This is a genomic window from Glaciecola sp. HA4-3 (genome assembly GCF_055693685.1).
The window spans coordinates 3,392,516-3,417,207 of the sequence record NZ_CM146340.1; the positions used below are offsets into that span (position 1 = coordinate 3,392,516).

General features: G+C 40.5%; 25 protein-coding genes and 4 pseudogenes. 15 read left to right on the forward strand and 14 right to left on the reverse strand.

The features are described from left to right. The first annotated feature begins 1 nt into the window (after position 1). The 4 genes and pseudogenes from atpA (at position 2) to ACZ1G6_RS16195 (ending at position 4,358) form a co-directional block, all read left to right on the forward strand. A pseudogene (atpA, locus tag ACZ1G6_RS16180) lies at positions 2 to 1,544 on the forward strand (F0F1 ATP synthase subunit alpha). Between the two features lie 61 nt (positions 1,545 to 1,605). After that, complete coding sequence (gene atpG, locus ACZ1G6_RS16185) at positions 1,606 to 2,466, forward strand: F0F1 ATP synthase subunit gamma (RefSeq protein ID WP_472617230.1); 861 nt, start codon at positions 1,606 to 1,608, stop codon at positions 2,464 to 2,466. A 56-nt stretch (positions 2,467 to 2,522) separates the two neighbouring features. After that, on the forward strand, positions 2,523 to 3,902 hold the full coding sequence (atpD, locus tag ACZ1G6_RS16190) for a F0F1 ATP synthase subunit beta (RefSeq protein ID WP_472617231.1): 1,380 nt from the start codon (positions 2,523 to 2,525) through the stop codon (positions 3,900 to 3,902). A gap of 42 nt (positions 3,903 to 3,944) precedes the next feature. After that, positions 3,945 to 4,358: pseudogene (locus ACZ1G6_RS16195) on the forward strand (F0F1 ATP synthase subunit epsilon). A gap of 63 nt (positions 4,359 to 4,421) precedes the next feature. On the opposite strand, the gene ACZ1G6_RS16200 reads toward ACZ1G6_RS16195, so the two are convergent. The 9 genes from ACZ1G6_RS16200 to ACZ1G6_RS16240 are packed head-to-tail and all read right to left on the reverse strand — an operon-like array spanning position 4,422 to position 10,321. Beyond that, positions 4,422 to 4,928 carry a DUF4920 domain-containing protein gene (locus tag ACZ1G6_RS16200; protein WP_472617232.1) on the reverse strand — a complete coding sequence of 169 codons (507 nt, stop codon included), beginning with the start codon at positions 4,926 to 4,928 and terminating at the stop codon, positions 4,422 to 4,424. A gap of 15 nt (positions 4,929 to 4,943) precedes the next feature. Next, positions 4,944 to 5,522, reverse strand: coding sequence for a PqiC family protein (locus tag ACZ1G6_RS16205; protein WP_472617233.1), 579 nt, complete (start codon positions 5,520 to 5,522; stop codon positions 4,944 to 4,946). Next, entirely contained in the window at positions 5,519 to 6,376 is an 858-nt protein-coding gene (locus tag ACZ1G6_RS16210; protein ID WP_472617234.1) for an MlaD family protein, read from the reverse strand. The genes ACZ1G6_RS16205 and ACZ1G6_RS16210 overlap by 4 nt, the downstream gene beginning before the upstream one ends. Before the next feature lies 1 nt (position 6,377). Then, the gene (locus tag ACZ1G6_RS16215; protein WP_472617235.1) at positions 6,378 to 6,755 is read right to left on the reverse strand and encodes an MlaD family protein; all 378 of its coding nucleotides are present in this window, start codon (positions 6,753 to 6,755) and stop codon (positions 6,378 to 6,380) included. After that, positions 6,709 to 7,149 carry an MlaD family protein gene (locus ACZ1G6_RS16220; protein WP_472617236.1) on the reverse strand — a complete coding sequence of 147 codons (441 nt, stop codon included), beginning with the start codon at positions 7,147 to 7,149 and terminating at the stop codon, positions 6,709 to 6,711. Before ACZ1G6_RS16220 ends, ACZ1G6_RS16215 begins: the two co-directional genes overlap by 47 nt. Then, complete coding sequence (locus ACZ1G6_RS16225; protein ID WP_472617237.1) at positions 7,146 to 7,772, reverse strand: paraquat-inducible protein A; 627 nt, start codon at positions 7,770 to 7,772, stop codon at positions 7,146 to 7,148. The genes ACZ1G6_RS16220 and ACZ1G6_RS16225 overlap by 4 nt, the downstream gene beginning before the upstream one ends. Further along, entirely contained in the window at positions 7,759 to 8,004 is a 246-nt protein-coding gene (locus tag ACZ1G6_RS16230; RefSeq protein WP_472617238.1) for a paraquat-inducible protein A, read from the reverse strand. The genes ACZ1G6_RS16225 and ACZ1G6_RS16230 overlap by 14 nt, the downstream gene beginning before the upstream one ends. Position 8,005: 1 nt before the next feature. Beyond that, positions 8,006 to 8,398 (reverse strand): paraquat-inducible protein A, encoded by a 393-nt coding sequence (locus tag ACZ1G6_RS16235; protein ID WP_472617239.1) that lies wholly within the window; start codon positions 8,396 to 8,398, stop codon positions 8,006 to 8,008. Positions 8,399 to 8,422: 24 nt separating this feature from the next. Next, complete coding sequence (locus tag ACZ1G6_RS16240) at positions 8,423 to 10,321, reverse strand: M1 family metallopeptidase (protein ID WP_472617240.1); 1,899 nt, start codon at positions 10,319 to 10,321, stop codon at positions 8,423 to 8,425. Positions 10,322 to 10,445: 124 nt separating this feature from the next. Here ACZ1G6_RS16240 and ACZ1G6_RS16245 point away from each other — a divergent pair, with 124 nt between their 5' ends. From ACZ1G6_RS16245 to ACZ1G6_RS16260, 4 genes are all read left to right on the forward strand, one after another. After that, positions 10,446 to 11,399 (forward strand): alpha-amylase family glycosyl hydrolase, encoded by a 954-nt coding sequence (locus ACZ1G6_RS16245; protein WP_472617241.1) that lies wholly within the window; start codon positions 10,446 to 10,448, stop codon positions 11,397 to 11,399. After that, on the forward strand, positions 11,353 to 11,811 hold the full coding sequence (locus ACZ1G6_RS16250) for an alpha-amylase family glycosyl hydrolase (RefSeq protein ID WP_472617242.1): 459 nt from the start codon (positions 11,353 to 11,355) through the stop codon (positions 11,809 to 11,811). The genes ACZ1G6_RS16245 and ACZ1G6_RS16250 overlap by 47 nt, the downstream gene beginning before the upstream one ends. Before the next feature lie 91 nt (positions 11,812 to 11,902). Next, positions 11,903 to 12,406 (forward strand): hypothetical protein, encoded by a 504-nt coding sequence (locus ACZ1G6_RS16255; protein WP_472617243.1) that lies wholly within the window; start codon positions 11,903 to 11,905, stop codon positions 12,404 to 12,406. A 20-nt stretch (positions 12,407 to 12,426) separates the two neighbouring features. Continuing rightward, a complete protein-coding gene (locus ACZ1G6_RS16260) occupies positions 12,427 to 12,681 on the forward strand; it encodes a Rho-binding antiterminator (RefSeq protein WP_472617244.1) in 255 nt (84 codons plus the stop codon). Positions 12,682 to 12,753: 72 nt separating this feature from the next. Here the strand turns inward: ACZ1G6_RS16260 and ACZ1G6_RS16265 are convergent, their stop codons facing one another. Next, positions 12,754 to 13,242: an outer membrane beta-barrel protein gene (locus tag ACZ1G6_RS16265; RefSeq protein WP_472617245.1), complete on the reverse strand. Its 489-nt coding sequence runs from the start codon at positions 13,240 to 13,242 to the stop codon at positions 12,754 to 12,756. 166 nt (positions 13,243 to 13,408) lie between these two features. Between ACZ1G6_RS16265 and ACZ1G6_RS16270 the strand changes: the two genes are divergently transcribed. Genes ACZ1G6_RS16270 through ACZ1G6_RS16280 form a run of 3 tightly spaced genes read left to right on the forward strand, consistent with a single transcriptional unit; the run spans position 13,409 to position 15,568 of the window. Then, positions 13,409 to 13,690 carry a hypothetical protein gene (locus tag ACZ1G6_RS16270; RefSeq protein WP_472617246.1) on the forward strand — a complete coding sequence of 94 codons (282 nt, stop codon included), beginning with the start codon at positions 13,409 to 13,411 and terminating at the stop codon, positions 13,688 to 13,690. A 25-nt stretch (positions 13,691 to 13,715) separates the two neighbouring features. Continuing rightward, complete coding sequence (locus ACZ1G6_RS16275) at positions 13,716 to 14,738, forward strand: FAD:protein FMN transferase (protein WP_472617247.1); 1,023 nt, start codon at positions 13,716 to 13,718, stop codon at positions 14,736 to 14,738. Between the two features lie 8 nt (positions 14,739 to 14,746). Continuing rightward, a complete protein-coding gene (locus tag ACZ1G6_RS16280) occupies positions 14,747 to 15,568 on the forward strand; it encodes a DUF6065 family protein (protein WP_472617248.1) in 822 nt (273 codons plus the stop codon). A 30-nt stretch (positions 15,569 to 15,598) separates the two neighbouring features. Here the strand turns inward: ACZ1G6_RS16280 and ACZ1G6_RS16285 are convergent. After that, positions 15,599 to 17,474 (reverse strand): annotated as a pseudogene (locus ACZ1G6_RS16285) (DUF885 domain-containing protein). A gap of 184 nt (positions 17,475 to 17,658) precedes the next feature. Between ACZ1G6_RS16285 and ACZ1G6_RS16290 the strand changes: the two are divergent. The 4 genes from ACZ1G6_RS16290 (at position 17,659) to ACZ1G6_RS16305 (ending at position 19,881) form a co-directional block, all read left to right on the forward strand. After that, the gene (locus ACZ1G6_RS16290; protein WP_472617249.1) at positions 17,659 to 18,195 is read left to right on the forward strand and encodes a GNAT family N-acetyltransferase; all 537 of its coding nucleotides are present in this window, start codon (positions 17,659 to 17,661) and stop codon (positions 18,193 to 18,195) included. Positions 18,196 to 18,293: 98 nt separating this feature from the next. Next, on the forward strand, positions 18,294 to 18,644 hold the full coding sequence (locus ACZ1G6_RS16295) for a hypothetical protein (RefSeq protein WP_472617250.1): 351 nt from the start codon (positions 18,294 to 18,296) through the stop codon (positions 18,642 to 18,644). 43 nt (positions 18,645 to 18,687) lie between these two features. Beyond that, positions 18,688 to 18,972, forward strand: coding sequence for an OmpA family protein (locus ACZ1G6_RS16300; RefSeq protein ID WP_472617251.1), 285 nt, complete (start codon positions 18,688 to 18,690; stop codon positions 18,970 to 18,972). 264 nt (positions 18,973 to 19,236) lie between these two features. After that, entirely contained in the window at positions 19,237 to 19,881 is a 645-nt protein-coding gene (locus tag ACZ1G6_RS16305) for a hypothetical protein (RefSeq protein WP_472617252.1), read from the forward strand. Between the two features lie 135 nt (positions 19,882 to 20,016). Here ACZ1G6_RS16305 and ACZ1G6_RS16310 read toward each other — a convergent pair. The 3 genes and pseudogenes from ACZ1G6_RS16310 to ACZ1G6_RS16320 all read right to left on the reverse strand — a co-directional run bounded on the left by ACZ1G6_RS16310 (position 20,017) and on the right by ACZ1G6_RS16320 (position 24,646). Beyond that, positions 20,017 to 21,578 (reverse strand): annotated as a pseudogene (locus ACZ1G6_RS16310) (hypothetical protein). Between the two features lie 126 nt (positions 21,579 to 21,704). Further along, positions 21,705 to 24,167: a LamG domain-containing protein gene (locus tag ACZ1G6_RS16315; protein WP_472617253.1), complete on the reverse strand. Its 2,463-nt coding sequence runs from the start codon at positions 24,165 to 24,167 to the stop codon at positions 21,705 to 21,707. Between the two features lie 2 nt (positions 24,168 to 24,169). Then, positions 24,170 to 24,646 carry a hypothetical protein gene (locus tag ACZ1G6_RS16320; RefSeq protein ID WP_472617254.1) on the reverse strand — a complete coding sequence of 159 codons (477 nt, stop codon included), beginning with the start codon at positions 24,644 to 24,646 and terminating at the stop codon, positions 24,170 to 24,172. Positions 24,647 to 24,692 lie beyond the last annotated feature (46 nt).

A 24,692-nucleotide genomic window follows, 5' to 3' on the forward strand; every position in this document is an offset into this window, starting at 1 on the left:
CATGCAACTTAATTCCACAGAAATTGCAGAACTGATCAAGAAAAGAATTGAGAAGTTTGATGTAGTTAGTGAAGCTCGAAATGAAGGTACTATTGTTGGTGTAACTGACGGTATTATTCGTATACATGGTTTAGCAGATGTCATGCAAGGTGAGATGGTTGAATTGCCTTAGCAGTCGCTACGCAATCGCACTTAACTTAGAAAGAGACTCTGTTGGTGCTGTTGTAATGGGGCCTTATGCCGACTTGCAAGAAGGTACTAAAGTACAATCTACAGGTCGTATATTGGAAGTTCCAGTAGGACCAGAGCTACTAGGTCGTGTTGTTAACACGCTTGGTGAGCCAATTGATGGTAAAGGTTCAATCGACGCAAGTGGCTTTGAGCCAGTTGAAAAGATTGCACCAGGTGTAATTGAACGTCAATCTGTCGACCAACCTGTTCAAACGGGTTATAAATCAGTCGACTCAATGATTCCGATTGGCCGTGGTCAGCGTGAATTAGTCATTGGTGACCGTCAAACAGGTAAGACAGCTTTAGCGGTTGATGCAATCATTAACCAAAAAGATACTGGCGTAAAATGTGTTTACGTTGCTATCGGTCAAAAAGCGTCGACTATTGCAAACGTAGTAAGAAAGTTAGAAGAACATGGAGCAATGGATCATACGATCATTGTTGCTGCTTCTGCTTCTGAATCAGCTGCTTTGCAGTACCTAGCACCATATTCTGGCTGCACAATGGGTGAATATTTTAGAGACCGCGGCGAAGACGCACTTATCGTATATGATGATTTGTCTAAGCAAGCTGTTGCTTATCGTCAAGTATCGTTACTTCTTAAGCGTCCACCAGGTCGTGAAGCTTATCCAGGTGACGTATTTTATTTACACTCACGCTTACTAGAACGTGCTGCACGTGTAAACGAAGTATACGTAGAAAAATTCACTAACGGCGAAGTGACAGGTAAAACTGGTTCACTTACTGCGCTGCCTATTATCGAGACTCAAGCAGGTGACGTTTCTGCGTTTGTTCCTACAAACGTGATTTCAATCACTGATGGTCAGATATTCTTAGAAACTGATTTATTTAACGCAGGTATCCGCCCAGCGGTTAATGCTGGTATTTCTGTTTCTCGTGTTGGTGGTGCTGCACAAACCAAAATCGTTAAAAAGTTAGGCGGTGGTATTCGTTTAGCCTTAGCACAGTATCGTGAACTAGCTGCTTTCTCACAGTTTGCATCTGACTTAGATGATGCGACTCGTAAGCAACTTGAACATGGTGAGCGTGTTACTGAGCTAATGAAACAAAACCAGTATGCTCCATTATCTGTTGCAGAGACAGCTGTCTCATTGTTTGCGGCAGAAAAGGGCTATTTAGAAGATATAGAATTAGCTAAAGTGCTGGATTTTGAAGCTGCATTGCACTCGTACATGAATAATGATCGCAGTGAGCTAATGAACACTATCAACGAAACTGGTAATTACAACGACGATATTGAAGCCCAGTTGAACGAAGCATTTAAACACTTCAAATCAACGCAAACGTGGTAATCAATTAGCCTTTACGAAGTAAAGGCGTTGTTGAAAAGTATCAGCTAAGTGGAGAGAGTTTATGGCTAGCGGAAAAGAGATTAAAGGTAAAATTGGGAGTATCAAAAATACTCAAAAAATTACCAGTGCGATGGAAATGGTCGCTGCTTCTAAAATGAAGCGCGCTCAAGAACGCATGCTTTCTGGACGCCCATATGCACAAAACATGCTGAAAGTTATAGGTCACATGGCCAATGGTAGTTTGGACTTCCGTCATCCTTATTTGGAAGAGCGTGAAGTTAAAAATGTTGGTTACATCGTGATATCGACTGACCGTGGTTTGTGTGGTGGCTTAAACACGAATGAGTTTAAGCTAGTAACCCAACATGCTAAAGCGTTAAAAGAACAGGAAATAGGCATTAATTTTGCAGCCATAGGCTCAAAAGCAGTGGCTTTTTTCAACCGCTTTGGTGGTGATGTGATGGCTGCTGAATCTGGCCTTGGTGATAGACCAAGTGTTAGTGACGTAGTTGGCACTGTGCGTGTTATGTTGGATGCATATGAAGCTGGAAAGATAGATAAAGTATTTATTGTATATAACCACTTCGTCAATACGATGAATCAGTCACCGGTAGTGAACCAATTATTACCGTTGCCTAAATCTGATGACGCAGAGTTAAAGCATCGTTGGGATTATATTTATGAACCCAATCCAGAAGAGATTCTAGAGTCTTTAATGGTGCGTTATATAGAGTCACAAGTATATCAAGGCGTGGTTGAAAATATTGCATCTGAGCAGGCAGCTAGAATGGTTGCAATGAAGGCTGCAACTGACAACGCTGGTAATCTAATTGATGATTTACAACTGATATACAACAAGGCGCGTCAAGCTGCAATCACGCAAGAAATTAGTGAAATTGTATCAGGTGCAGCTGCTGTTTAAGCGCCATGACGTTATATTTAGGTTAACGAAAAAATTAAAGTTTAAGAGGACAAATTATGAGTCAAGGTAAGGTCGTCCAAATCATTGGTGCTGTTGTGGATATTGAATTTCCGCAAAGTGATGTGCCAAGAGTGTATGACGCACTAAAAGTGACCGAAGGTGACTTAGCAGGCTTAACATTGGAAGTACAACAACAACTAGGCGGTGGCGTTGTTCGCTCAATCGCTCTAGGTACTACTGATGGTTTACGCCGTAATCTAGCAGTTGAAAATACAGGTAAAGCAATTCAAGTACCTGTTGGCACCGCTACCCTAGGTCGCATCATGGATGTACTAGGTAATCCAATTGATGAAGCAGGTCCAATTGGTGAAGAAGAGCGTATGTCTATTCACCGCGAAGCGCCAAGCTATGAAGACCAATCAAGTTCAATCGAACTTTTAGAAACAGGCATCAAAGTAATCGACTTAGTTTGCCCGTTTGCTAAAGGTGGTAAAGTTGGTTTGTTCGGTGGTGCTGGTGTTGGTAAAACAGTAAACATGATGGAACTTATCCGTAACATCGCTATAGAGCATAGTGGTTACTCAGTATTTGCTGGTGTTGGTGAGCGTACTCGTGAAGGTAATGACTTCTACCATGAAATGAATGAATCTAACGTACTAGATAAAGTATCACTAGTTTACGGTCAAATGAATGAGCCTCCTGGTAACCGTTTACGTGTTGCTTTAACAGGATTGACAATGGCTGAGAAATTCCGTGACGAAGGCCGTGACGTACTTTTCTTTGTTGATAACATTTATCGTTACACGCTAGCTGGAACAGAAGTATCTGCATTGCTAGGTCGTATGCCATCAGCGGTTGGTTATCAGCCAACTCTTGCTGAAGAAATGGGTGTATTGCAAGAACGTATTACTTCGACAAAAACGGGTTCAATCACTTCAATCCAAGCGGTTTATGTACCTGCGGATGATTTGACAGATCCATCGCCTGCAACTACTTTTGCTCACTTAGATGCAACTGTTGTATTGTCTCGTGATATTGCATCGCTTGGTATTTACCCAGCTGTTGACCCGCTTGATTCGACTTCACGTCAACTTGACCCATTAGTTATAGGTCAAGAACATTACGATGTAGCACGTGGCGTACAATCAGTACTTCAACGTTATAAAGAGCTAAAAGACATCATTGCAATACTAGGTATGGATGAATTGTCTGAAGAAGACAAGCAAGTGGTTTCACGTGCTCGTAAGATTCAACGATTCTTGTCACAACCATTCTTCGTTGCTGAAGTATTTACAGGTTCTCCTGGTAAGTATGTTTCTTTAAAAGACACTATCAGTGGCTTTAAAGGCATTCTTGATGGCGACTATGACAGTCTTCCAGAGCAAGCATTTTATATGGTTGGTTCAATAGACGAAGCATTAGAGAAATCTAAGTAAGTACCAATTACGAAGTAGTGTTGACTACTTAGGAGGCCAATCATGGCGATGACAACTCACTTGAATGTGGTAAGCGCGGAAACAGAGATATTCTCTGGTCGTGTTGAAACTATTCAGGTAACCGGTGCGGAAGGTGAGCTTGGTATTCATCCTAGTCATGCGCAGCTTATTACGACACTGATACCTTGAATGGTAAGAGTCGTAAAGCAGCATGGAGAGGAAGAGCTTATTTACGTAGCAGGTGGTATTTTAGAGGTACAACCCCATGTGGTGACAGTACTTGCTGATACCGCGGTTAGGGTTGAAGAACTTGATGAAGCTGCTGCATTAGAAGCTAAAAAGCATGCCGAAGAGCGCATATCGCAAGGCGGCGCTGATTTCGATTATGCAGAAGCGGCGATTGAACTAGCTGAAGCCATTGCGCAAATACGCTTGATTCAAAAAATCAGAAAGTAAGCCTTATCACTATTAAAAAACCCAGCATTTGCTGGGTTTTTTTATGTATGAATAACAACAATTCTACGCTCGTGGTATTTGTATACTACTGGCTAAAAGTTCATATACATCCCCTGCTTTTAAAGACCCTTCCATTTGTAAATCATCGTTAAAATGCTGAGCTTGACCCTCATCACGTTGTTTTGAAATCACAGTGGCGGCCATTTTTATTCGTTTACCTGCGCTATCAGTAGGGATAAAAAAGCCATAGTCTTTAAAGGCAACTCTAAGGATCTCTCCTTCGAACTGCACAATAAAAAAACACCCTTTCTTTTGGCAAACTTTTGATATTTCCGTTTCGATAATATATTCACCATTTTGAAATTCACTGACATTCGCAAAAAGCCTTTCAATTGGTAGTATAGATAAGTTGCTATTTAAAGGAACACCATAAGTATCAGTATATCCGTCGCTTGCAACAGGTTCAGATAGACTAACTACGTCTTTTAATTCAATTGCCGTTATTTCTAAAGATATACACATTAATAAAACAGTAACAGCACTGTATTTCCCAAAAAAATTGATATTCATAGACTATTCTCCAGTTTAAACCTTAGTACCCGCATATTGCTGCGTTACTTGCATCGCCAGCTTAGACAATAAAGCTCTCATTACTTTTACAGATTCTGCATATCCGTCTTTTTCTTGTGTTTCGTTAAATGAAAAAGCGGTGTAGGTAAGCTGTGTGCTGCCTAGTTTAGTTTCGATATGTCCTGCTAACACTACGGATGACTTATCATTAGGATAAAAATGGTCAATATGAATAATTAACGCTTCACACCCGTTGCACTTTTGAGTAAAACGAACATGATTTTGCGATGTGTTAAGTTCATAAAGAAGGGTTTTTTCTATGGAGGTAGCTAAATCGTTCGCCCAATAGTGATAATTCGCTAATTTTACCTTATTGTCATCTACCATTTGAACGAGGTTAGATTGTTTTAACACATCCGGTAGATTAACAGCCGATAGCATTACTTGGCTTGGTGACGCCCCTAACGAGTATGTTTCAACCGATGGCGATAACAGGTAGTAATTGTTCAATACAGGTTGAGTACTGCTTGTACAGGCCATTAAACTGATAAAGGCGACTATATATAATAGTCTTTTACATAAGGTGACAATCATTGCTGTTTTCCTTTGGGTTCATCATCTTCTGGCGGCGGACCATTAAAAATAATGGAGTTTGGTTGTTTCCTTAATTCTTCTAGTAAGGGTTGTAACATTTGTAGGGTTTGATTTAATTCTTCTAGATTTTTCTCGAGACTCTCATAAGCAGGTGAATCTTGTTGTAAGCCTTCCATTGTCAGAACTACTTCATCCATTGTATCCTCAATCGAAGTGAAGGTTTCTTGAACATCTTCCATTCGTAGATTGATTGCCTCCATTGCTTGTTGAGCTGATACAATTGCAGAGTTGGTGTTTTTTGCGATTTCATCCAAAGGGAGATCATCCATCTTTGACATCAGACTTTGTGTACTACTTAAGATACTATCAAATCCACTTTGGGATGATGGGATGACAGGATAATTTCCAAAATATTCTATCATGTTGGTTGGGTCAGCACTCATATCCAAACTTATTTTTAAGCTGCCCGTGATGTAATTAGCGGTCTCTAGCCTTGCCGCTAGGCCTCCTTCAATCCATTGTTTAAATTGCGTGTCAAATTCATCCAAAGTGAATAATTGATTCTTTGTAATTCGTTCAGGTTCGATATGCACAACAATTGGTATACGTTGTTCATCACTGTTAATCCCCTGGGTTTCGAGAAACCCCAAATACGGACGATGTACGCGGCCGATTCTTATTCCCCTATATTCAACAGGCGCGCCCATGTCTAGGCCACCTACTGATTTTTCTACTAATATGACATAAGTCAGATAATCGTAAACTCGTTCATCGACAATACTTGTCTTTGATGGGTATAGCTTGAAATCTTGTGTTTGGGTAATTTTAGTGCCTAATTCTAGATCTTCAGGCACATCAAATTCGACCCCCTGATAGGACAGTTTCAACGGATGAAAAGTCCAATGCTAAGCCTTGGCTATTTGCAGTGACGGTAAATCCACCTGAGTTCCAAAAGAAGGTGTTCGATGTTACTAGAGCGTCATAAGGCGCTTTAATAAAAACACCATAGGTTACTTGTCGTGATTCTATATCAAATTCAACTGATTCCACTGCACCAACTTCAAAGCCACGATAGAATACAGGGTTTCCTTCTACAAGAGTTTTACCGCCGGTAGATATAAGGTGTAACTTAAGTCCTGCGCTTGATGGTGACGATATTGGTGGTGTTTCTAATCCAGTGAATCGACTAGCATAATACTCTGAAGTACCAGTGCTCGATACTAATATAAGCACCTGATAATAAGGTACCAAAACCACTCACACCACCTGAACCAATGCGCGGTCTAACTACCCAGAATTGGCTATCAGCACGCAAGAACCGCTGCATATCTTTATCTATTGCAATTTTGGCTTCAATTGCGTTGCCATCGTCGCTAAAGTTTACTTCTTGGAGCATACCAATATCGACATTTCGAAATTTGACAGTCGTTTTTTTAACTTCTAGGCCTTGAGCGTTTTCAAAGTGTACAATTATTTCGGTGCCACGATTTTGCCATTGATGATAGACAAGGCCAGCGCCTAAAATGACGGCAATCAGCGGTAAAAGCCAAATGATTGATACAGTATCCTTTGTTTTTATCAGTGGCACCGCAGTGCTATTTTCATCAGAGTTGTGTTCGTCAGTCATAATTGCTTTTGTTTATCCCATACTAGGCGAACATCAAATTGATGCGCTGCTATCATTGTGAGTATAACGACTATGGCAAAGGCTCGAGCCGCGAGTCCTAGTTCGATCGTCATTAAACCAGTAAAGTGTACTAAAGTGACTAAAATCGCAACTACAAATATGTCAATCATAGACCATTTGCCAATTAGCTCCGTTACCCTATACATTAAGGTTAACTCTTTTAAGCCCATGCGAGACGCTCTAGTGCTGCTATAACATAGCCATAAAATAATAAACATTTTTGCCATCGGAATAACCAGACTAGCGAAAAAAATTACAAAAGCAACAAAATAAGAACCGCTGTCAATGAACAAAATAACGCCGCTTAATATAGTGCTAGGTTCCTTTGCGCCAAATGTGGTGGTGGTCATGATTGGATAAATATTTGCAGGAATATAAAACAAGATAGCGGTAAAAACTAAGGCTAATGTTCGTTGAATACTATTGGGGTTGCGAACATATAAGGTATCGTGACAGCGGTCACATTTACTGTGCTCAATAGATGATAATTTAGCACATGTGCGGCATGAAACTAAGCCTTGACTAGCCGCTGTATTTGGAGGAAATGCGTTATGTTTTTTCATTTTCTATCCATTCCCAAAGTTGGTGTTTGCCCGCAATACCTGATATCGCCGTAAATAAAAAAGCAAACGCCACATAGCAAAAAAACGATATACCAAATATTACGTCCGCTAAAGTGATGACTTTTATAAGAGCAACAAGTACGCCTACTACAAATACTTCAGCCATTATCCAAGGCAATAAAGAGGATAGTATACGACCTAGGAAAATCGGAGCGGGCGGCTTAATGTTCATTTTAATAGGAATGAGTAAACACAATAAACACATCAAATAGATGCCTTAGTAAGGCAATAATAAAACTAATCACAAGAAGGCTTAGCAAATAAAAGCCATCTATATATAAATCAAGCGATGCTTCTACGATGGTAATAGTGCGGACTTGTCCTTGACTACTAATAGATAAAAAGTCGAACATATTGGCCAGCATCAAACACAACAATGCAGTGAGTGTTAAGGCTATCGTTTTGCTAACAGGGTTTTTATGATTACGATGTAACTTACTGTTACATCTAGGACAGACAAGTTCATACCTGTCTTGAAGGTCAGTTACTTTATCCATTAGTAAATCACATTCATGACAAGCTATTTTATTTTTATAGTCGAGCCCACTGCCCTTAGTCTTGTTCATCAGCTAACGCGTCAGTCATCTCAATTATTCTAGATATCCTTCATTTGCTGAAATAGTCAAAGGATGGTACGCAGGCTTTGCTTGTGCAAATGCCTTTTGTGCAAAGGCTTTACCTGATGGTGTTTTAGCTAACTCTCTATACAAAGGCTTAACGAGCTTGTTACGGCCGATAGTGACTAAATAATTATATAGCCTGTCATAGGCTGGCTCATATTCATTCTTTATCGACATTAATAACCAACTATGTGCTATTTCGTTGTTTTTACTTTGCGTTAAGTTAAAAGCTTCATCCAATGCAACTAGTTGGTCCATTGTCATTACTTGAGGCATATTATTTAAGAAATATAGCCATTCATGAACTGTCCAAGTGTCTGTGACAATGCTTTTTGCCATCAATTCACCCGATAACCATGCCTGACGTGTATTATCAATGTTAACAAAAGCATCCGACTCGGGAACAGGAGCGCCTTGTGGGATACCCGGTTCAAAAATCCATGACATGATACGTTGCTTATTTAGCGCTTGGGCATATTGGGTTAACAAAGTCTCATCAAGATAGGCAACAAACTCATCCGTGGTAATACTTTTAAACGAAAAATCTTTAAAATACTGCAGTAAAAACGCATCAAAATTTTCGCGGCCAATTTTGTACTCTATTTCTCTTAAAAATAAGGCCCCTTTTTCATAGGGAATATTGGAAAATACATCGTCTGGGTTACGACCACGTAAGTCGATAGCCAGTATTTGGTCAGATTCATCTAGTGATGCAAGGTCAGCTTGTAGATCTTGATAGCCTAATACCGCTTCCATGTTGTAACGATTGGTACCATAAATGATTTCCATAATTCTATATGTTAAATATGTCGTAAATCCTTCGTTTAACCACAAGTCACGCCACGTTGCATTGGTAATGGTATTGCCTGACCAACTATGGGCTAATTCATGTGCAATTAAGGCAACAAGTGATTTATCGCCGGCAATCACTGTTGGGGTGATAAACGATAGTCTAGGGTTCTCCATGCCACCGAATGGGAATGAGGGAGGTAAAATTAACAAATCATATCGATCCCATTGGTATTCACCATATTTTTGTTCAGTCACTTCCAGCATGCTTTGAGTATCTTCAAACTCTGCTGCTGCCGCAGCTAACATCGACGGCTCAGCATAAACACCAGTTTGTTCGCCAATAGATTGAAACGATAAATCGCCTATTGCCAAGGCAATTAAGTACGAAGGAATCGCTTGTGGCATTGTGAATTCGTAAACGCCATCTCTGGGGGTTTGTGGATCATTTGATGCGCTCATCACGGCCAGTAGATCTTTAGGCGTACGAATAGTCGCGTTATATGTCATTCGCACTTTTGGCGAGTCTTGCAAGGGAATAAAGCTACGTGCATGGACCGCTTGTGCTTGCGTAAACAAAAATGGATGTTGTTTTCCAGCGGTTTGTTCAGGCCTTAACCATTGAACACCCGATGCCGTTGGTGAAGTATGATAATCAATTGTCACTTGATTAATTGTGTCACCGATGTCTATTGTTAAAGCTGCGCCAAGGTTAGGATCCGGCTCTGATAAATGATATGTGATAGGGGTGTCTTGATGGTAAATAGCAATAATATTCAAATCACGCGTATCAACAACTAATGTGCTTGTATCGTCTTTGAGTCGTGTAAAATGTAAAGTCGCAGAACCTTGTAATTGTTTTGCATCAAAATCAGCGTTTAAATCGAGATCTAAGTGGTTTACCATTACTTGAGCAGTATTGGCATACGAATGATAATCTAGATTGGCTTGAATTTGTGTTGATTCGTCATTTTGTGCAGCGCTATCTGTCGTGGTTGTATTTGGTTCAACTTGGCTACAAGCGAGTATGGTCAAAGATATTGCTACTACGCTTAATGTTTGTAAGGGTCTTGGTATCATGTGTAGTTCCATTGTAGTGTGTTTGTGTGCACAAACAGATACATGAAGCTTATCATATGAGACTTTTTTCACTAGATATAAAACTAGTAGCATCTAAAAGATTGGTGAAGAAGGTAATCGTATTATGAAAAAAAGGATTTTTAAAGTTGAAGCATATGCATATCATTTTTCTTCTATTGCTTATTTTTTTGGTTTGTCATCTTGTGGGGTTGCAACAAAAGAACAAACCCAGCAATCAGTAAAAGAACTGCCAACAAGCCCTCCTGAGTGGACAAAAGACGCGATTTGGTATCAGATATTCGTAGAGCGTTTTTATAACGGTGACACGAGTAACGATCCCACTATATTAAGTATTCAAGGTACCTATCCTGGTTATATCCCTGACAATTGGGCAGTAACGCCTTGGACACAAGATTGGTATGCACCTGATGAATATTTTGCTCAGGTTGATGGAAAACTTGATTTTACAGGCAATCCCGTCGTTAATTTCGATGCGAAAACTGCGTTAAGACGTTACGGTGGAGATTTGCAGGGTGTGCTTAATAAGCTTGATTATTTGAGTGAGCTGGGTATAACGGCTATTTATTTCAATCCTATTAATGATGCTCCTTCAGCGCATAAATACGACGCTCGTCATTGGCGACATGTTGATGTTAATTTTGGACCTTCACCGGACAAAGATCGCCAATTAATCGCGCAAGAAAACCCTCAAGATCCATCAACCTGGGTATTAACCTCTGCGGATAAACTTTTTATCAAAGTCTTAAAAGAAGCGAAAAAACGTAATATTAGAGTCATTTTAGATTATTCATTTAATCATACAGGCCACACTTTTTGGGCATGGCAAGATGTGCTTGAACAGCAAGAGATGTCGCCCTATGCAAGTTGGTATTGGATAAATGCCTTTGATGATAGAAATACCGAATACGATGAATTTGACTATCGAGGTTGGTTTGGCGTTTTCGATTTACCAGAGATTCGTGAGACTAACTACGCAGATCATTCTAAAAAAGTCACATTATTGGAAGGTGATGTGTATTCCTATAGCTGCGAAAGAGCATATTTTTGCGGTGGTTAATCGTTGGTTAGATCCTAACCAAGATGGTGATCCTAGTGATGGTGTAGATGGTTTTCGGCTTGATGTAGCGGCGGAAATGCCCTTAGGCTTTTGGCGCGAGTTTCGTCAACAAGTGAAGTCAGTCAATCCAGAGGCCTATCTTTTAGGTGAAATCTGGTGGGAAGAATTTCCAGATGATTTGTTTGACCCCGAGCCTTTTCTACAAGGTGATATATTCGATGCTGTAATGAATTATCGTTGGTACAGAAGTGCTAGACACTTTTTTGCTCAGGCACCCGATACCCTCAAACCAAGTGACTTTGTGGCGCAGTTGAATTCATTTACTCAAAGTATTGATAGCAACGTTAATTACGCAATGATGAATATGTCTGCAAGCCATGATAGCCCCATAGCTGTTAACGTCATTATTTAATAAAACAAAATATAAATTAGACGCAAAAACGTCACAGCGGGCTCGCTACAAAGAATATAAACCGGATAATGATACAATTGAGTCTGCTAAATTGTTACTTGCTCATCAGTTTACTTATATCGGCGCACCTCAGATTTGGGCCGGTGATGAGCTTGGTATGTGGGGAAGCGATGACCCTCATAACCGCCAAGCACTTTGGTGGCCAGAGTTTAATTTTGAAGCACAAACGAGTCATCCAAGTGCACAACGTCAAACGACAACTGAAATAAAATATAACGCACCATTACTTGACTACTACAAAGCCGTTATTGCGCTTCGGCGCCAACATCCAGTATTAGCTAACGGTGAGCTTGAATTTAACGGGATTGACGATAAAAATAGAATAGTGTCATACAGGCGGTTTAACGAACAAGGTGACGAGGCATACATTGTATTTAATCTTGGTAGGTTCGAACAGTCTATATTGGTGCCTGATTCGGTTGTTGATACTAATCAATGGCGTATATGGAAAAGTCATACTCCGGAGCAAAGACAAATGCTACCTTCAGAAAGAATTACGCTTGCGCCAAATAGTGCGATGGTCATTATTAAATAGTAAATACTATGGGGATATCTATGATCACTTGTCATCAGTATGACTACATTGAAATTGCATGTATGTATTCACTAAAGATAAAAATTGAGTTCAAAGATGCTCAGGATGCTGTGTCCGGAGTAGCGAAGAATATTCAAATAAGAGGTGAAAATGGCGCAAAGGAAGAAGTGCTATTAGTCGTAAATGAGGCTAAACAATACTCAATAGGACTCGATACTATTGCTTCAATTCATGCGCTTGAAGACAATCCTCACTTTGAGTCAGTTATATTTTAAATAAACAGTGGTAACACATAAACAAGCTACCTTAATCAAGATAGCTTGTGTCTATCATATTAACGTACTTTCTTAAAAATGATAACGAATCGCAACAGATAGCGCATCTGTATCATCAAAGCGCTCAAACATAGCATCAAAAGATACTTGTTCACTTAGTCTTGACGTTACGCCTACTCCAAAGCCAAATTCAGTTTCACTTGCACCACCAAAATTACTGTCAATACCAAGTCTTGCGTAAGATGGATTGACAAAAACGGCAAAGTTTTCTGATGTGTAATAATTAACTCTCAATGAAAATGCTTGAAACTCATCAACCTCGACGTCAACGCCAAAAATAGTATCGTCTTTTATACCCATTCCTAAGCGTAATTCAGGCATGATGCTGAAATTATAATCTTCACTTTTAAACTCATATGCTGCGTGCACGCTAGCAACTCCAAATGACACATCGTCAGCAGACAAGTGAGCATAAGATCCAGCGATTGAACCTTGAGCCATAGCGGCTGTTGAGCCTAATGTTAAAAGAGTAGCAACCATTAGATGTTGTATTTTTTTCATCTTATTTTCCTTAATTTTTCCTTTGCTTATCATCCTAAGCATTCGTAATTTTACACCAAGTTTTTGGTGATCAGTAAAATAAGGAATTCACATGAGTCTTGCAAGATATTTGTGTACTATATGTGTATCAAGATGTGTAAAGATTCTCAAAAGGTTGTATCAATAGATGTCGTTTACAGATATTAATATGTACGTAGTGATTGCACTTACAATGCTCGTCGGTATTGGTATTACGATATTTTTTGTAGGCAGTTTAATCACTGTTGCATCTGCTTTTGGTGAGAAAAAAACATACTGGGGAATTGCATTAATCATTTGTCTGCCACTAAGTGTTCTGTATTGTCTATTGAACAGAAATAGTACTTCCTACCAACAAAAGTATTTAGGGGCTGGTTTGATCATGTTATCTATGGCATTTTTAATTTTATTAAGTCTTCAATTAGTTTAATGCTATTTCCAAGGAGCTTGGGTTTGTGAAATATACCTTATTTTTAGTCCTATTTTGTCTATTGAATTGCGCTGTTAGTGTTGCTCAAGAGACAAACGAGCAAAAAAGCCGTGTGTTAAATAATGAGCCAGATTGGATGCAAGTCTGGTCGCAAAAGCAATATAGCACTATGGGGACAAACATTGCGATTGAGGTTTACCACGAAAACGAAACCGTCCGCCAGCAAGCGATTGAGGCTGTAATGCTTGAAATGGAGCGTATTAATGAGTCGATGAGCACTTATAAGCCAAATAGTGAGTTATCAAAGCTTAATCAACGGGCTTTTACAGAAAAGGTAAAGGTTAGCGAAGAGCTTTTTGATTTATTGGCACTAAGCATAGAGATTTCAAAGCTAACAAAAGGTGCGTTTGATGTAACGTATGCAAGTGTTGGTTATTTATATAGTTTTCCTGACAGACAAAAACCTTCCGATGAGGCTATTGCTGCTTTATTAGATGCGGTCAATTATCAACATATTGCATTGGACATTAACGATAAAACCGTCCGTTATCTCCACCCTGATGTAAAAGTGGATTTAGGTGGTATTGCAAAAGGCTACGCGGTTGACAACGCCATTGAAATCCTGCAAGAAATGGGCATTACCAATGCGCTTGTGACGGCCGGTGGAGATACACGATTATTGGGTGACAGACTTGGTAAGCCATGGATTGTTGGTATAAGAGATCCACGAGACCCCGAAAAGCAAGCGGTGGTGATTCCTCTTACTCAAAGCGCAATGTCTACCTCAGGTGATTACGAAAGATACTTTGAAGAAGGTGGCAAACGTTTTCATCATATTTTGTCTCCAAAAACAGGAAAATCGACTTACGAGGTACAATCAGTATCCATTATAGGACCGCTAAGTGTGTATAACGATGCTTTATCAACGGCGGTTTTTGTTATGGGATTAGAAAATGGTATCGGTTTGATCAATAGCTTATCTGAATTTGAAACCATCGTAATGGACAATAATAGAAGAATGCACTTTTCCTCAGGTTTACAACAATAAGTAAAAATATGACTCAAGCTAGCCCTAAAACAGTACCTAACAACAAAACCATTGCTTATGTAGTACCAGGTGTTAAAAAAGATGTAATGCAATGTATTCGGCCTTGCAAAGTTACCCGCGATTGGATGGATGATACACCAGCAAGATACGCATACAGATGCATCCCGTTAACGGCGGCCAATAGTATGGGATGGGAAATACTTAACCCTGTCGATACGCAAATTACCTGGACAGGCAAAGAGCAAGGTGACCAAATCAATATCAAAGCCAGTGCTGCAGACCCTTTTGGTGCAAGACCACACTTTGGTTCAGGTACCGTTACTTGGTATATTCCTTTTCTATTTAGAACGCCACCTGACTATGGTTTATTAGTGTGTGGCCCTGCAAATCATGATAAAGCAGATGTAACCCCTTTAGATGCATTTATACGCACAGATTGGTTGCCTTTTCCTTTCACTATGAATTGGCGTTTAACACAGCCTAATAAACCGGTGATATTTAAAGCGGGCGAACCGATTTGTAGGATTATTCCTTTTCCATTAGCACTAATGAATGAGATGGAGCTTGAAGTAAGAGACTTACATGAAGATCCTGAATTTATGCAACAAGTGCAGCAATGGGATGCCAATAGGCAAGTTAATTACCAAAAACAAAAAGAAGCAGAAGATAAATGGGCGAAGGAAGGCCGAAAACCAGAACTAAAAGAGCTATGGAATTCAAGTTATGCTAAAGCAGGTAAAAATGCTGAAAAAACTGAAGGTGGGCCTAGTGCGCATCCTCACCAAAATGTATTTAAATGCGCACAACCAAAGGATATGCGCAAAAAATAAGGCGCTAGTTAAGCGCCTTTTTCTATTACTTTAGAGGGCTTTGGTTTGTGCAATCCAAGTATCAATTTTTTGCTCAAGAATGGTTAAAGGAACAGGTCCATCTTTAAGTATTTCATCGTGAAAACCACGATAATCAAAATCATCACCTAAGGTTGCTTTTGCTTTAGCACGTAACTCCATGATTTTAATTTTGCCAATTAAATAAGCCGTTGCCTGTCCTGGCATTGCGATATATCGCTCAATTGCTTTTACTGCATCGTTTTCAGGATTAGGTGTATTCTCAATTAAATACTCTATTGCTTTTTCACGACTCCATTGTTTTTGATGTAAGCCTGTGTCTACAACTAAGCGACATGCTCGCCATAACTCCATAGCTAAACGCCCAAAGTCAGAGTAAGGGTCTTGATAAAAGCCCATGTCTTTGCCTAGCTCTTCAGTATATAAGCCCCAACCTTCGGTATAGGCGGTGAATGAAACATATTTTTGAAATTCAGGGACACCCTCTAATTCTTGCGCAATGGCTAATTGCATGTGATGGCCTGGTATGCCTTCATGATACGCCAGCGCTTCCATTTGATATGTTGGCATACTGCGCATTTTAAAAAGGTTTGCGTAATAAACACTAAGGCCTAGAACCGTCAGTTGCTGGCCGTTGATAAAACGCTTTGCCGGCTGATTGTTCTCTAAAGGGCTCAACGCGTTTGACTACCATTTCTGCCTGTGGAATCAAGCCAAAATAGTCTGGGATTTTTTCGGCCATGACATCAATGTACTGTTTAGCCTCTCTCATGTAGCGCTCACGGCCTTCTTGGTTATCTTCATAATAAAACTGGTCGTCGTTGCGCATAAATTCAAAAAATTCGTTCAAGCTTCCTTCAAAATTCACTTGTGCCATGATGTCGCGCATATCACTGTGAATTCGAGCGACATTATCAAGACCGATTTGGTGAACTTCTTGCGCTGTTAAGCTAGTAGTGGTGAACCAATTAAGTCTGTTTTGATACCAATTGTCACCATTGGGTAGTCGCCATACACCGTCACCTTCTGGAGAAAGCTCCTTTTGTTTTTCCAATACCTCAATCATTTGTTCATATGCGGGTTTTACTGAGTTTACTAATGCCTCATTTGCCCTTGTCAGCAAAATATCTTTTTGAGTCTGCTCAATATCAAGCTTACTTACTTTTTCAACAAAGTCTTTTAATATGGTCGAGTCAGTTTCGTCGTTAGTAAAAGGGCGACCCGTGATCACATTTCGAGATGCTTGAATCATTTGATCATAGGCCCACTTAGGAGGAAAAACACCTAGCTCTTCTCGAAGTGCTAGCTGCTCAAACGTCTGGTCAAATAGGGTATCAACTCTATCAAGTCGTGAAATATATGCTTCAGCTTCACCTGTGTTATCAACACTATGAATATTGATTAAGAAACTCGGTACCCGAGTATGAACGGCCCTAAACTGATGCATGACATATGTGTGCAATCTGAATTCATCATTTGCTAAACGACGCTCGACATCCGCTAAGTAAATGTCATAACTGAGCTTTTCTTGATCAGTTAATGTAGATATATCAAGGTTTTTTAAAAAGGTTTTTCGTCTATCAAGCTTTGCTCGTTGCTTATCATTTGCTGCAGGAGATACATCGTCCCATTTATCATAATCCCATTTAATGCCCCTGTAGCTTTGCATCATAGGTGAATCACGTAAATCTTCTTGATAGGTATCATTGAAAAAAGTCGCTAGTTTAAAAGAAGCATCAGCATGTTCCATGGCTTGTTCGCTGGTTGCTTTGAGCGCTTCGGCTTTTTCCCCAGTTTGATTTGCGGGGCTACAGCCACTTATTAAAGTAGCAGTGCTCATAATGCTTGTTGCTAGTAAAATCGCTTTGGTGATGGCATTAACTTTCATGAATGACCTTTTGAAGAAAATAAACAAAAATGTTAGGGTCAGTCTAGCATGTAAAGAATGCTTTCATAAGTGTTAAAATAATCAGGGTAAACAGATAGTTTGTATAAATATTAGGGGTCTTAAATAACGTAAGATTAACCTGATATTGCCCTTCAAGCGCTATATCAAGCATACAAGGTTTTTTATGAATCTGGTTCCATCTTCCCGCTTAACATATAGGTTAATGACTCTTAGTGACCGTGATTTGCTCCTTGAACTTGATCAGGATCCACTTGTTATGAAATACATAACAAAAGGAGTTCCTACTTCTGAGCAAGAGATGGATAAAGTGCTTATTCCACGTTTGTCGAAATACTTGAATCCTAAAAAAGGTTGGGGTATTTGGCAAGTAAACCTGAGTGACACTGGCCAATATATTGGCTGGGTTTTAGTCAGACCCATGGATTTTTTTGCAGGGTCCCCACAACTTGATAACCTTGAGTTAGGGTGGCGGTTTAAACGCGCCTCTTGGGGTAAAGGTTATGCATCCGAAGCCGCAAATCACATAATGGCGGCTTTTCTCTCGCAACAAGGCATTAGTCAATTTTCAGCCATTGCACTTGAAGAAAATAAAGCATCTATTAGGGTCATGGAAAAAATAGGCATGTGCTTTGAAAAGACCTATCTAAATGAAGACCCTATTTTTACTGAACAAGTGAGTTGTTACGCTAAAAAATTCTGAGGCTACATATCGGCTAAATAGAGTGTTTTAGTGAGGATTTTAGCTAGTACGCATGGTATTATCTTATAAGCAAATTACCGCTTTAATAAGGATAAAAAATGAAACAGTTAACGATTATCTCAGCACTAGCCTTGATTGTGACTTTGTCAGCATGTACCTCTACATTTGATGCTTATACTGGTGAAGAAAAAGTTAGTAATACTGCAAAAGGCGCAGGTATTGGAGCTGGTGTTGCCACTGTTATTGCCTATTTAGCTAACAAAGATGAAGACGATGTCCGTAAAAGAAATCAACGAATTCTAAAAGCAGCTGCTGGCGGCGGTCTTATTGGTGGTGGCGTTGGTTATTATATGGATACTCAAGAAGCAAAATTACGCAAGCAGCTTCGTGAAACGGGCGTGAGCGTGCAGCGTGATGGCGATAATATTAACTTAATTATGCCTTGGTAACATTACCTTTGATACAGGTAAAAGTGATATTCAGCAAAGCTTTATGTCGGTATTGGATTCAGTCGTAATTGTACTTGAGGAGTTTGACCAAACCTTGGTTGTTGTTGCAGGTCATACTGACAGCGCTGGGTCAGAGTCGTTTAACCAAGACTTGTCAGAAAGAAGAGCCGGTTCTGTAGCGACATACTTAAGAGCTTCAGGCATCTTAGCTGATCGTCTTGATGTAGTGGGCATGGGGGAAAGCTCACCCATTGCGACTAATAATACAGAGGCTGGTAAATCTTTAAATAGACGCGTAGAAATTACACTGTTACCAATTACTCAGTAAATAAACCTTTATGGGTGCTAAATTACTTGCCCAGATTATCTTGTTTGGGCAAGTATTTATTAAACAGCCTATCATCTGAAACGGTTTGATATGCTCTAATCATTTGAAGAGGCATAAGCTTATCAGTAAGCCTTAAGTTGCAACTGTCAGTATTTTTTACAGTTTACTTGCAGGCCATTGTAAGTCTTTGTAAATTAACCATAATTTATATGGTACTAATTTTGCTTACCACTGACAAATAACTCGATGTATGAATTAGAAAATATGAAAACTCCATTCTTTTACCTGCTTAGCAGTATTACGCTTTTATTCTCGATAAACTTAAATGCAGCCTTAATAACACAAGGTGACTATATCGTTGACACAGATTCAAACCTTGAATGGGTAAAGTTATCTGATACCCGAGGTCTTTCTCCCAATGCAATAAGTGACTTTATAGGGTCAAACCCAGACTTGAGTGGTTTTGCTATTGCGACTCAAAGCCAAGTAACTGGTTTACTATCAAATATCATAAGTTCTCCTGCACAAACTCTAAGCAGCGAAGTGGGTTTGTTTATTTCTTTATTTGGTTCAACCACCGATTATAATATTCCTGCTTGGGCTTTCTCTGGTGGGATTTTTCGCCAAGACGACACATCAAGTAGTTTTAATGTGTTGTCTGTTATGTGTTATTTCGGCAATTTCTATAATGGCTGTGATACGATAATATCAGACATGCAGCGAACAGCTAGCGTCAACAGTTCAAACCTTTATGCCCTAAACACGCTGTTGGCTAGCCCGCAAGTTGCCCCAGTCACTAATGATGGAATATTTTTGGTTAGAGCGATTGTTACAAATGATGTACCAGCACCCTCTAGCGCTGCTTTATTATGCTCAGCACTTATCGCGTTGTATCGTTTCAAGAGATAGTGCGCTGAACTTGCAATGTTGGTGTTGAAATTATATTTACCCATGTAATTTTCGTAATCAAGGTCTAATTGTTACTGGCCTCACAAAAAAACGCGCTATTGAGCGCGTTTTTTATTGTTAAGCACAACGTTGATACTAAGAACCAATAGTCCCATTAACGACCGGGGCAAAGGCGGTCAACGAATCCATGAGTGTTGAATTACCTAAGCCATGGCCTGAGTATCACTTCTGACATACGGCCTTGTTCACCATGCAAAGCTAAATAGTTAAGTACAACGGTTTCGACTAACAAATTAACATTGTTGGCAGCAGGCGTTGCGGCCGTTTCAACTGAACCATCGCGGCGCATGTAGCCAATTTGCTGATGTTGAGCTTGTTGCTCTGGTGTTGCGCCAAGTAGCTGTGGTGTGCCCGTTGGGTTGTACACCATAAAGAACGAGCCAGCTGTTGACGAGTTATCGCCTGTCCACACGCCTTTACCGCGTCCATTTTCAGAATCGTCAATCATGCCATTACTAAATACTGAGCCATCACTCATGACATACATCATTACTGGAACTCCTACGCGTGCTGCATATTCAAGTACAGCGCCCATACAACGCCCCGCGCGTAAATCACGTAGTTCGCCTGTGGCACGATTTCCCGTGTGATAGTCATAACCGCCCATTGTAATTGAGCCTGCGCCAGCAAATCCATTCATTACAAGTTTCATTACTGAAGCCGTTTTTTGGAACTCTCTATCACCTCTAAACTCTTCTTCAGTAAAAATGCCACTTGGGCCAACAATGTCAGGGTCTAATGCAGGGTCAAGCGTTGTAGGGTCACCAAATCTATCTGCGATATCGGCACTTTTAACATAACCACAACGTACTAAGTCTTTTACTACTTCATCTGTTGTGATGTTTGTATTAACTTGTCCTAGCTTCATATCACTGATGCGTTGAATAGACTCCATAACGGCAACCGAATCTTCTTGACTCAATAAGCCGATTAAATCACCTGTATCTACTAGCCCAGTAACGTCTGAAGGACGGTCTACTTTAGTTGGACGCTTTGATGGGTCAATAAGGCGCTGTGGCGCCATTGAATTACCACCAGAGTCTGTATTCTGACTGCCAATAAGGGTTAGTAGAGAACCATCAGCACCGGCTTTGTTAATTCCATACATTGGGTTATGCGGGTTGTTTCCGGTATCATTTTCAGAACGTGCGGGAATAACAGCTCCATTCACGTTTGCGCGGTTAGTGACATTTAGCTTTTCAAGAATACCACGTAAAAAACCACTATCAGAATGAAATGACAAGCCAAGCTCACTGTTAATAAAATCAGATAAGCCGGTGTTTGGATTTGCGATAGACGGAACCATATCGCCTGGTAAGCCCTGTCTTGAATAACCTTGCGTACTTAAGAAGTCTAATTGTCCGCCTTGGCCACCAACTAAAACGTTAGACCCAGCAATATTTACACCGCCCGCTAAGTCAAACACGATAAATGGAATTTTTCCAGCGCCTTGCGTGGCGATTCCACACCCTTGCTTTAACGCTTCTAAATCAGCAGATAGTTCGGCGTGGGCAGTACCTTGGGTTAGCAAACAAGCTTAGCGCAGACGCGCCCATTACCGCACCAGCTCCAGCAACAAAACCTTGAGAGATAAAGTCGCGTCTACTAACAGGTTTTGCATGATGATCATGCACCAAAGGGGTATCAACATCATGCCCATGCTTTTGAGCGTGTTTTTGCGATACTTGTGCAGAGTGTTTAAGCTCACTGTTTGAAGCGTTAGCTTTTGCGAAACTGTATGTTTTCTTTTTCATATGATTCTCCTACTGCACCAACACAACAGCACTGCCTAATACGGCTGCACAACTGGCTTTTGCGATTGTTTCTGCACTGTCATTTGAGCACGATCCTGTTACAGAGCATTCCGCTAATCTATCAATAAGATTATTCAATTCCCCGCTCACCAATGCGCTTGTTGGTTGACTATCATCACCACTATTTAACATGGAATCTGTTAGTGGATTAATAAGGCTATCTTTAAACGCTTGGCTAACACCTTGATTGACGTTGGTTGCAAAATCTGTATTAGGGAAGTAACTAGTGCGTAAGTTGTTATCTTCTACAAGTGCGTCACAATAGCGAATTGCTAGTTGCGTTACCGCCATTTGATTAGAGGTTAGGAAGCTTCCTAAGCCAGTGACAGAAGGTAACTGCTGTCTAAGTTGCGTATATGTCGCTAAGACTTGTGGTGAATTGCTAGGCACACCGGTCAATACTGACATACTTGCGTTTATTTCTGCAAAGTCTCTTACGCCAATTTCTGCCTGCGCAGGTATATCAACAGGCTCAGCGGCAACTGGTATAGAGGCTTGTGGACGCGTTGATACAACACCACCTAAGTTTTCAAAGGTTAAGAAAAACTCATCTGCTTCAGGGCCTTTTTGTACTGGAATGATAGTACCTTGGCGAGACAAAGGATAACCAAACTGCTGGTTTGTTAAATCGCCTTCAATGGTTGAGTTAAGTGTCGCAAAAACTTGTCCAGTTCTTTCTTCACGGCCATTAACACCAATACGCATGCCTTGTAAATCGATGCCATCAAGATTTCCTTCACCTGATAGACTAACAACGAAAGGTTCAGTAAACAGATAGGTAAATGAATCAAATTGACTGACTTCAAAGCCTACGTACGCATCAGGGACATTTACAATATCGCCAATCCCAAATAACAGATAGAATTTTTGACCAATACCAGCATCAAAATTACTTTGAATTTGCTCTGGCGATAAAATTCTATTGTGTACCGCGACCATTCGCAAAGTGCCTTCAAAATTATCCCTTGAGTTTACTTCGCTACCTAATACAAACGCAAAGCTATCGTCCCATTCATTAAGAAGAGTACCTGCTACGCTATCGTCATATGGCATTTCTTCGCCATTAACAAAGATTCTACGGCCGCCATTTGAGTCGTAATTGACAACAACATGTTGCAAGGCTGCTTGTAGTATTTCATCATTGTTTGCGGTGCTTAAACTAGGTTCACCGTTAGCATCAGTGTTGTCGTTTCTGACATGAAAATCATAATTATATAGGGTTTGTCCAAGCATAAAGTTGCGAGTGTCTGCGCCGCCTGAATAACTGATGATTCGCGCCGGGCCGTCTTGCGTAACATTTGCAGGTGCAACCCACGCTTCTAAAGCAAATTCGCTGGTGCTGACAATCAAATCGTGGATTTTTTTGCTGTTTGCTGTTGCTCCTTGAGCTTTACCACCCGTTAATCTGATGCCATAGCCTCCAACCCAATTATATTCACCCGATAGGGTTAGGTCCAAAGAAGGCGTAACGCCACTGGTATCAAACGCAATATTACCAGAGCCAGTTTTGAACTCCCATTTCGCAATAAGATTTGATTCAAAACGACCGCCTCCGCTTGCTAATGTTCCGTCAAACAAACCCACGGAGTTTGATGCAACTAAGTTAGGGTCAAGTTGCGTTACATCAATGCCATCAGCCATGTTTTGAATTGCTTGCTGAAGCACCATTGAATCATTGTCACAATTATCGGTCCAGCAGTTATGAAATTCATCACGCACTTTAGCCACAATACGACTATTCTCAGGAAAATTTAAATTGATTTTTGAGATAGCGCCTGCGTATGCCTCTGAAATATCGCTAGAACCGATATAAGGTGATATTGGCACTGCCGCAGATGGTTGGTGACATTCACTACAATATAGTTCTAAGGTTGGATGAAGGTTAGTAGCAAACAAGTTTGGGTCACTTGGAAAGTTCTTATTTGCGCCTACGGCCCTTGCTGGTGGTGCTTCAAGTACAATCTCGGTAGCCGCATCGTCGGTTACAAGCCATGCACCAACCCATGTTTCCATAATATCGGCACATGCTTCATCACTTGATAACCAACAGTTGTGCCCTCCGGCGACTTTTGTAATAAGCAGTGAGTCTTGAGGACTATCTTTGTCGACCAAAGTATTGGTAATTCTATACGCTTCATTTATGTCATCGAACCGTGTGAAGGCAGGTGATTGCTCATCTTGTACGTGGCAAGCACTACAATTAGCGGTAGTAGTTAGATTGTCCCATACATTAAGTTTGAAGTTTTGCACATCTTCTGTTGCCGGTGGCGGGCCAGAATAAGTTACTGGTGGCGCTTCGCTAATCGGCGGAATAGGTGTTTCTTGTACTTCGGTGTCGCTACCTCCACAGGCAGCAATAACGCTCGTTAAGAGCACAAGAGATGAAGCTTTTAGTAAGAGCTGTAAATTCATTGTTATTCTCCCTTACAATATGCAGCACTGGCAGCAAATACGTCTTTGACGCGGTAGCCATTAGTTGCAAAATCGCTAGTGATTTGGGCAATCGCGCTTCTGTCTTGTGCATCTTGAGGTTGTCGTAAGCAGACATTTTCAAATACTTTTGTGACTTGGCATGAGGCAAATGCTTCGCTGTTTGCTAGCTCTTCACCCATCGACTTTGCACCATTACCCGAGCCGCTTAATTGTTCAGACCAGCCCAAAGTTTGGTTGATGCCTTCACGCCAGTAGTTATCCCATCGGTCATCTTCAATAATGAAACCAAATGGGAAGTTGTTTTCATTGATACGGTGTTTTGCAGTAACCCGCGTTCCCGTTTCTGGGTCAATATCGCTAGGACCGTTATAGATAAGGCGCCCATTTTGACCATCAGGGTCACCTTCAACATTATATTCATAGTTATAATATGCATACGCTTGTGCTAAAGGGTCCATGCCGTTATGACATCCTGCGCACGAATTGTAAAATATGCGACTATCA

Coding starts and splice junctions, on each gene's coding strand:
- atpD (WP_472617231.1), top strand. CDS start 2,523: ATGAGTCAAGGTAAGGTCGTCCAAATCATTGGTGCTGTTGTGGATATT.
- ACZ1G6_RS16225 (WP_472617237.1), bottom strand. CDS start 7,772: ATGAAAAAACATAACGCATTTCCTCCAAATACAGCGGCTAGTCAAGGC.
- ACZ1G6_RS16320 (WP_472617254.1), bottom strand. CDS start 24,646: ATGGACCCTTTAGCACAAGCGTATGCATATTATAACTATGAATATAAT.
- ACZ1G6_RS16260 (WP_472617244.1), top strand. CDS start 12,427: ATGATCACTTGTCATCAGTATGACTACATTGAAATTGCATGTATGTAT.
- ACZ1G6_RS16235 (WP_472617239.1), bottom strand. CDS start 8,398: ATGAACAAGACTAAGGGCAGTGGGCTCGACTATAAAAATAAAATAGCT.
- ACZ1G6_RS16245 (WP_472617241.1), top strand. CDS start 10,446: ATGAAAAAAAGGATTTTTAAAGTTGAAGCATATGCATATCATTTTTCT.
- ACZ1G6_RS16230 (WP_472617238.1), bottom strand. CDS start 8,004: ATGAACATTAAGCCGCCCGCTCCGATTTTCCTAGGTCGTATACTATCC.
- ACZ1G6_RS16265 (WP_472617245.1), bottom strand. CDS start 13,242: ATGAAAAAAATACAACATCTAATGGTTGCTACTCTTTTAACATTAGGC.
- ACZ1G6_RS16200 (WP_472617232.1), bottom strand. CDS start 4,928: ATGAATATCAATTTTTTTGGGAAATACAGTGCTGTTACTGTTTTATTA.
- ACZ1G6_RS16290 (WP_472617249.1), top strand. CDS start 17,659: ATGAATCTGGTTCCATCTTCCCGCTTAACATATAGGTTAATGACTCTT.
- ACZ1G6_RS16270 (WP_472617246.1), top strand. CDS start 13,409: ATGTCGTTTACAGATATTAATATGTACGTAGTGATTGCACTTACAATG.
- ACZ1G6_RS16220 (WP_472617236.1), bottom strand. CDS start 7,149: ATGACTGACGAACACAACTCTGATGAAAATAGCACTGCGGTGCCACTG.
- ACZ1G6_RS16300 (WP_472617251.1), top strand. CDS start 18,688: ATGTCGGTATTGGATTCAGTCGTAATTGTACTTGAGGAGTTTGACCAA.
- ACZ1G6_RS16305 (WP_472617252.1), top strand. CDS start 19,237: ATGAAAACTCCATTCTTTTACCTGCTTAGCAGTATTACGCTTTTATTC.
- ACZ1G6_RS16315 (WP_472617253.1), bottom strand. CDS start 24,167: ATGAATTTACAGCTCTTACTAAAAGCTTCATCTCTTGTGCTCTTAACG.
- ACZ1G6_RS16205 (WP_472617233.1), bottom strand. CDS start 5,522: ATGATTGTCACCTTATGTAAAAGACTATTATATATAGTCGCCTTTATC.
- ACZ1G6_RS16250 (WP_472617242.1), top strand. CDS start 11,353: ATGTGTATTCCTATAGCTGCGAAAGAGCATATTTTTGCGGTGGTTAAT.
- ACZ1G6_RS16240 (WP_472617240.1), bottom strand. CDS start 10,321: ATGATACCAAGACCCTTACAAACATTAAGCGTAGTAGCAATATCTTTG.
- ACZ1G6_RS16295 (WP_472617250.1), top strand. CDS start 18,294: ATGAAACAGTTAACGATTATCTCAGCACTAGCCTTGATTGTGACTTTG.
- atpG (WP_472617230.1), top strand. CDS start 1,606: ATGGCTAGCGGAAAAGAGATTAAAGGTAAAATTGGGAGTATCAAAAAT.
- ACZ1G6_RS16280 (WP_472617248.1), top strand. CDS start 14,747: ATGACTCAAGCTAGCCCTAAAACAGTACCTAACAACAAAACCATTGCT.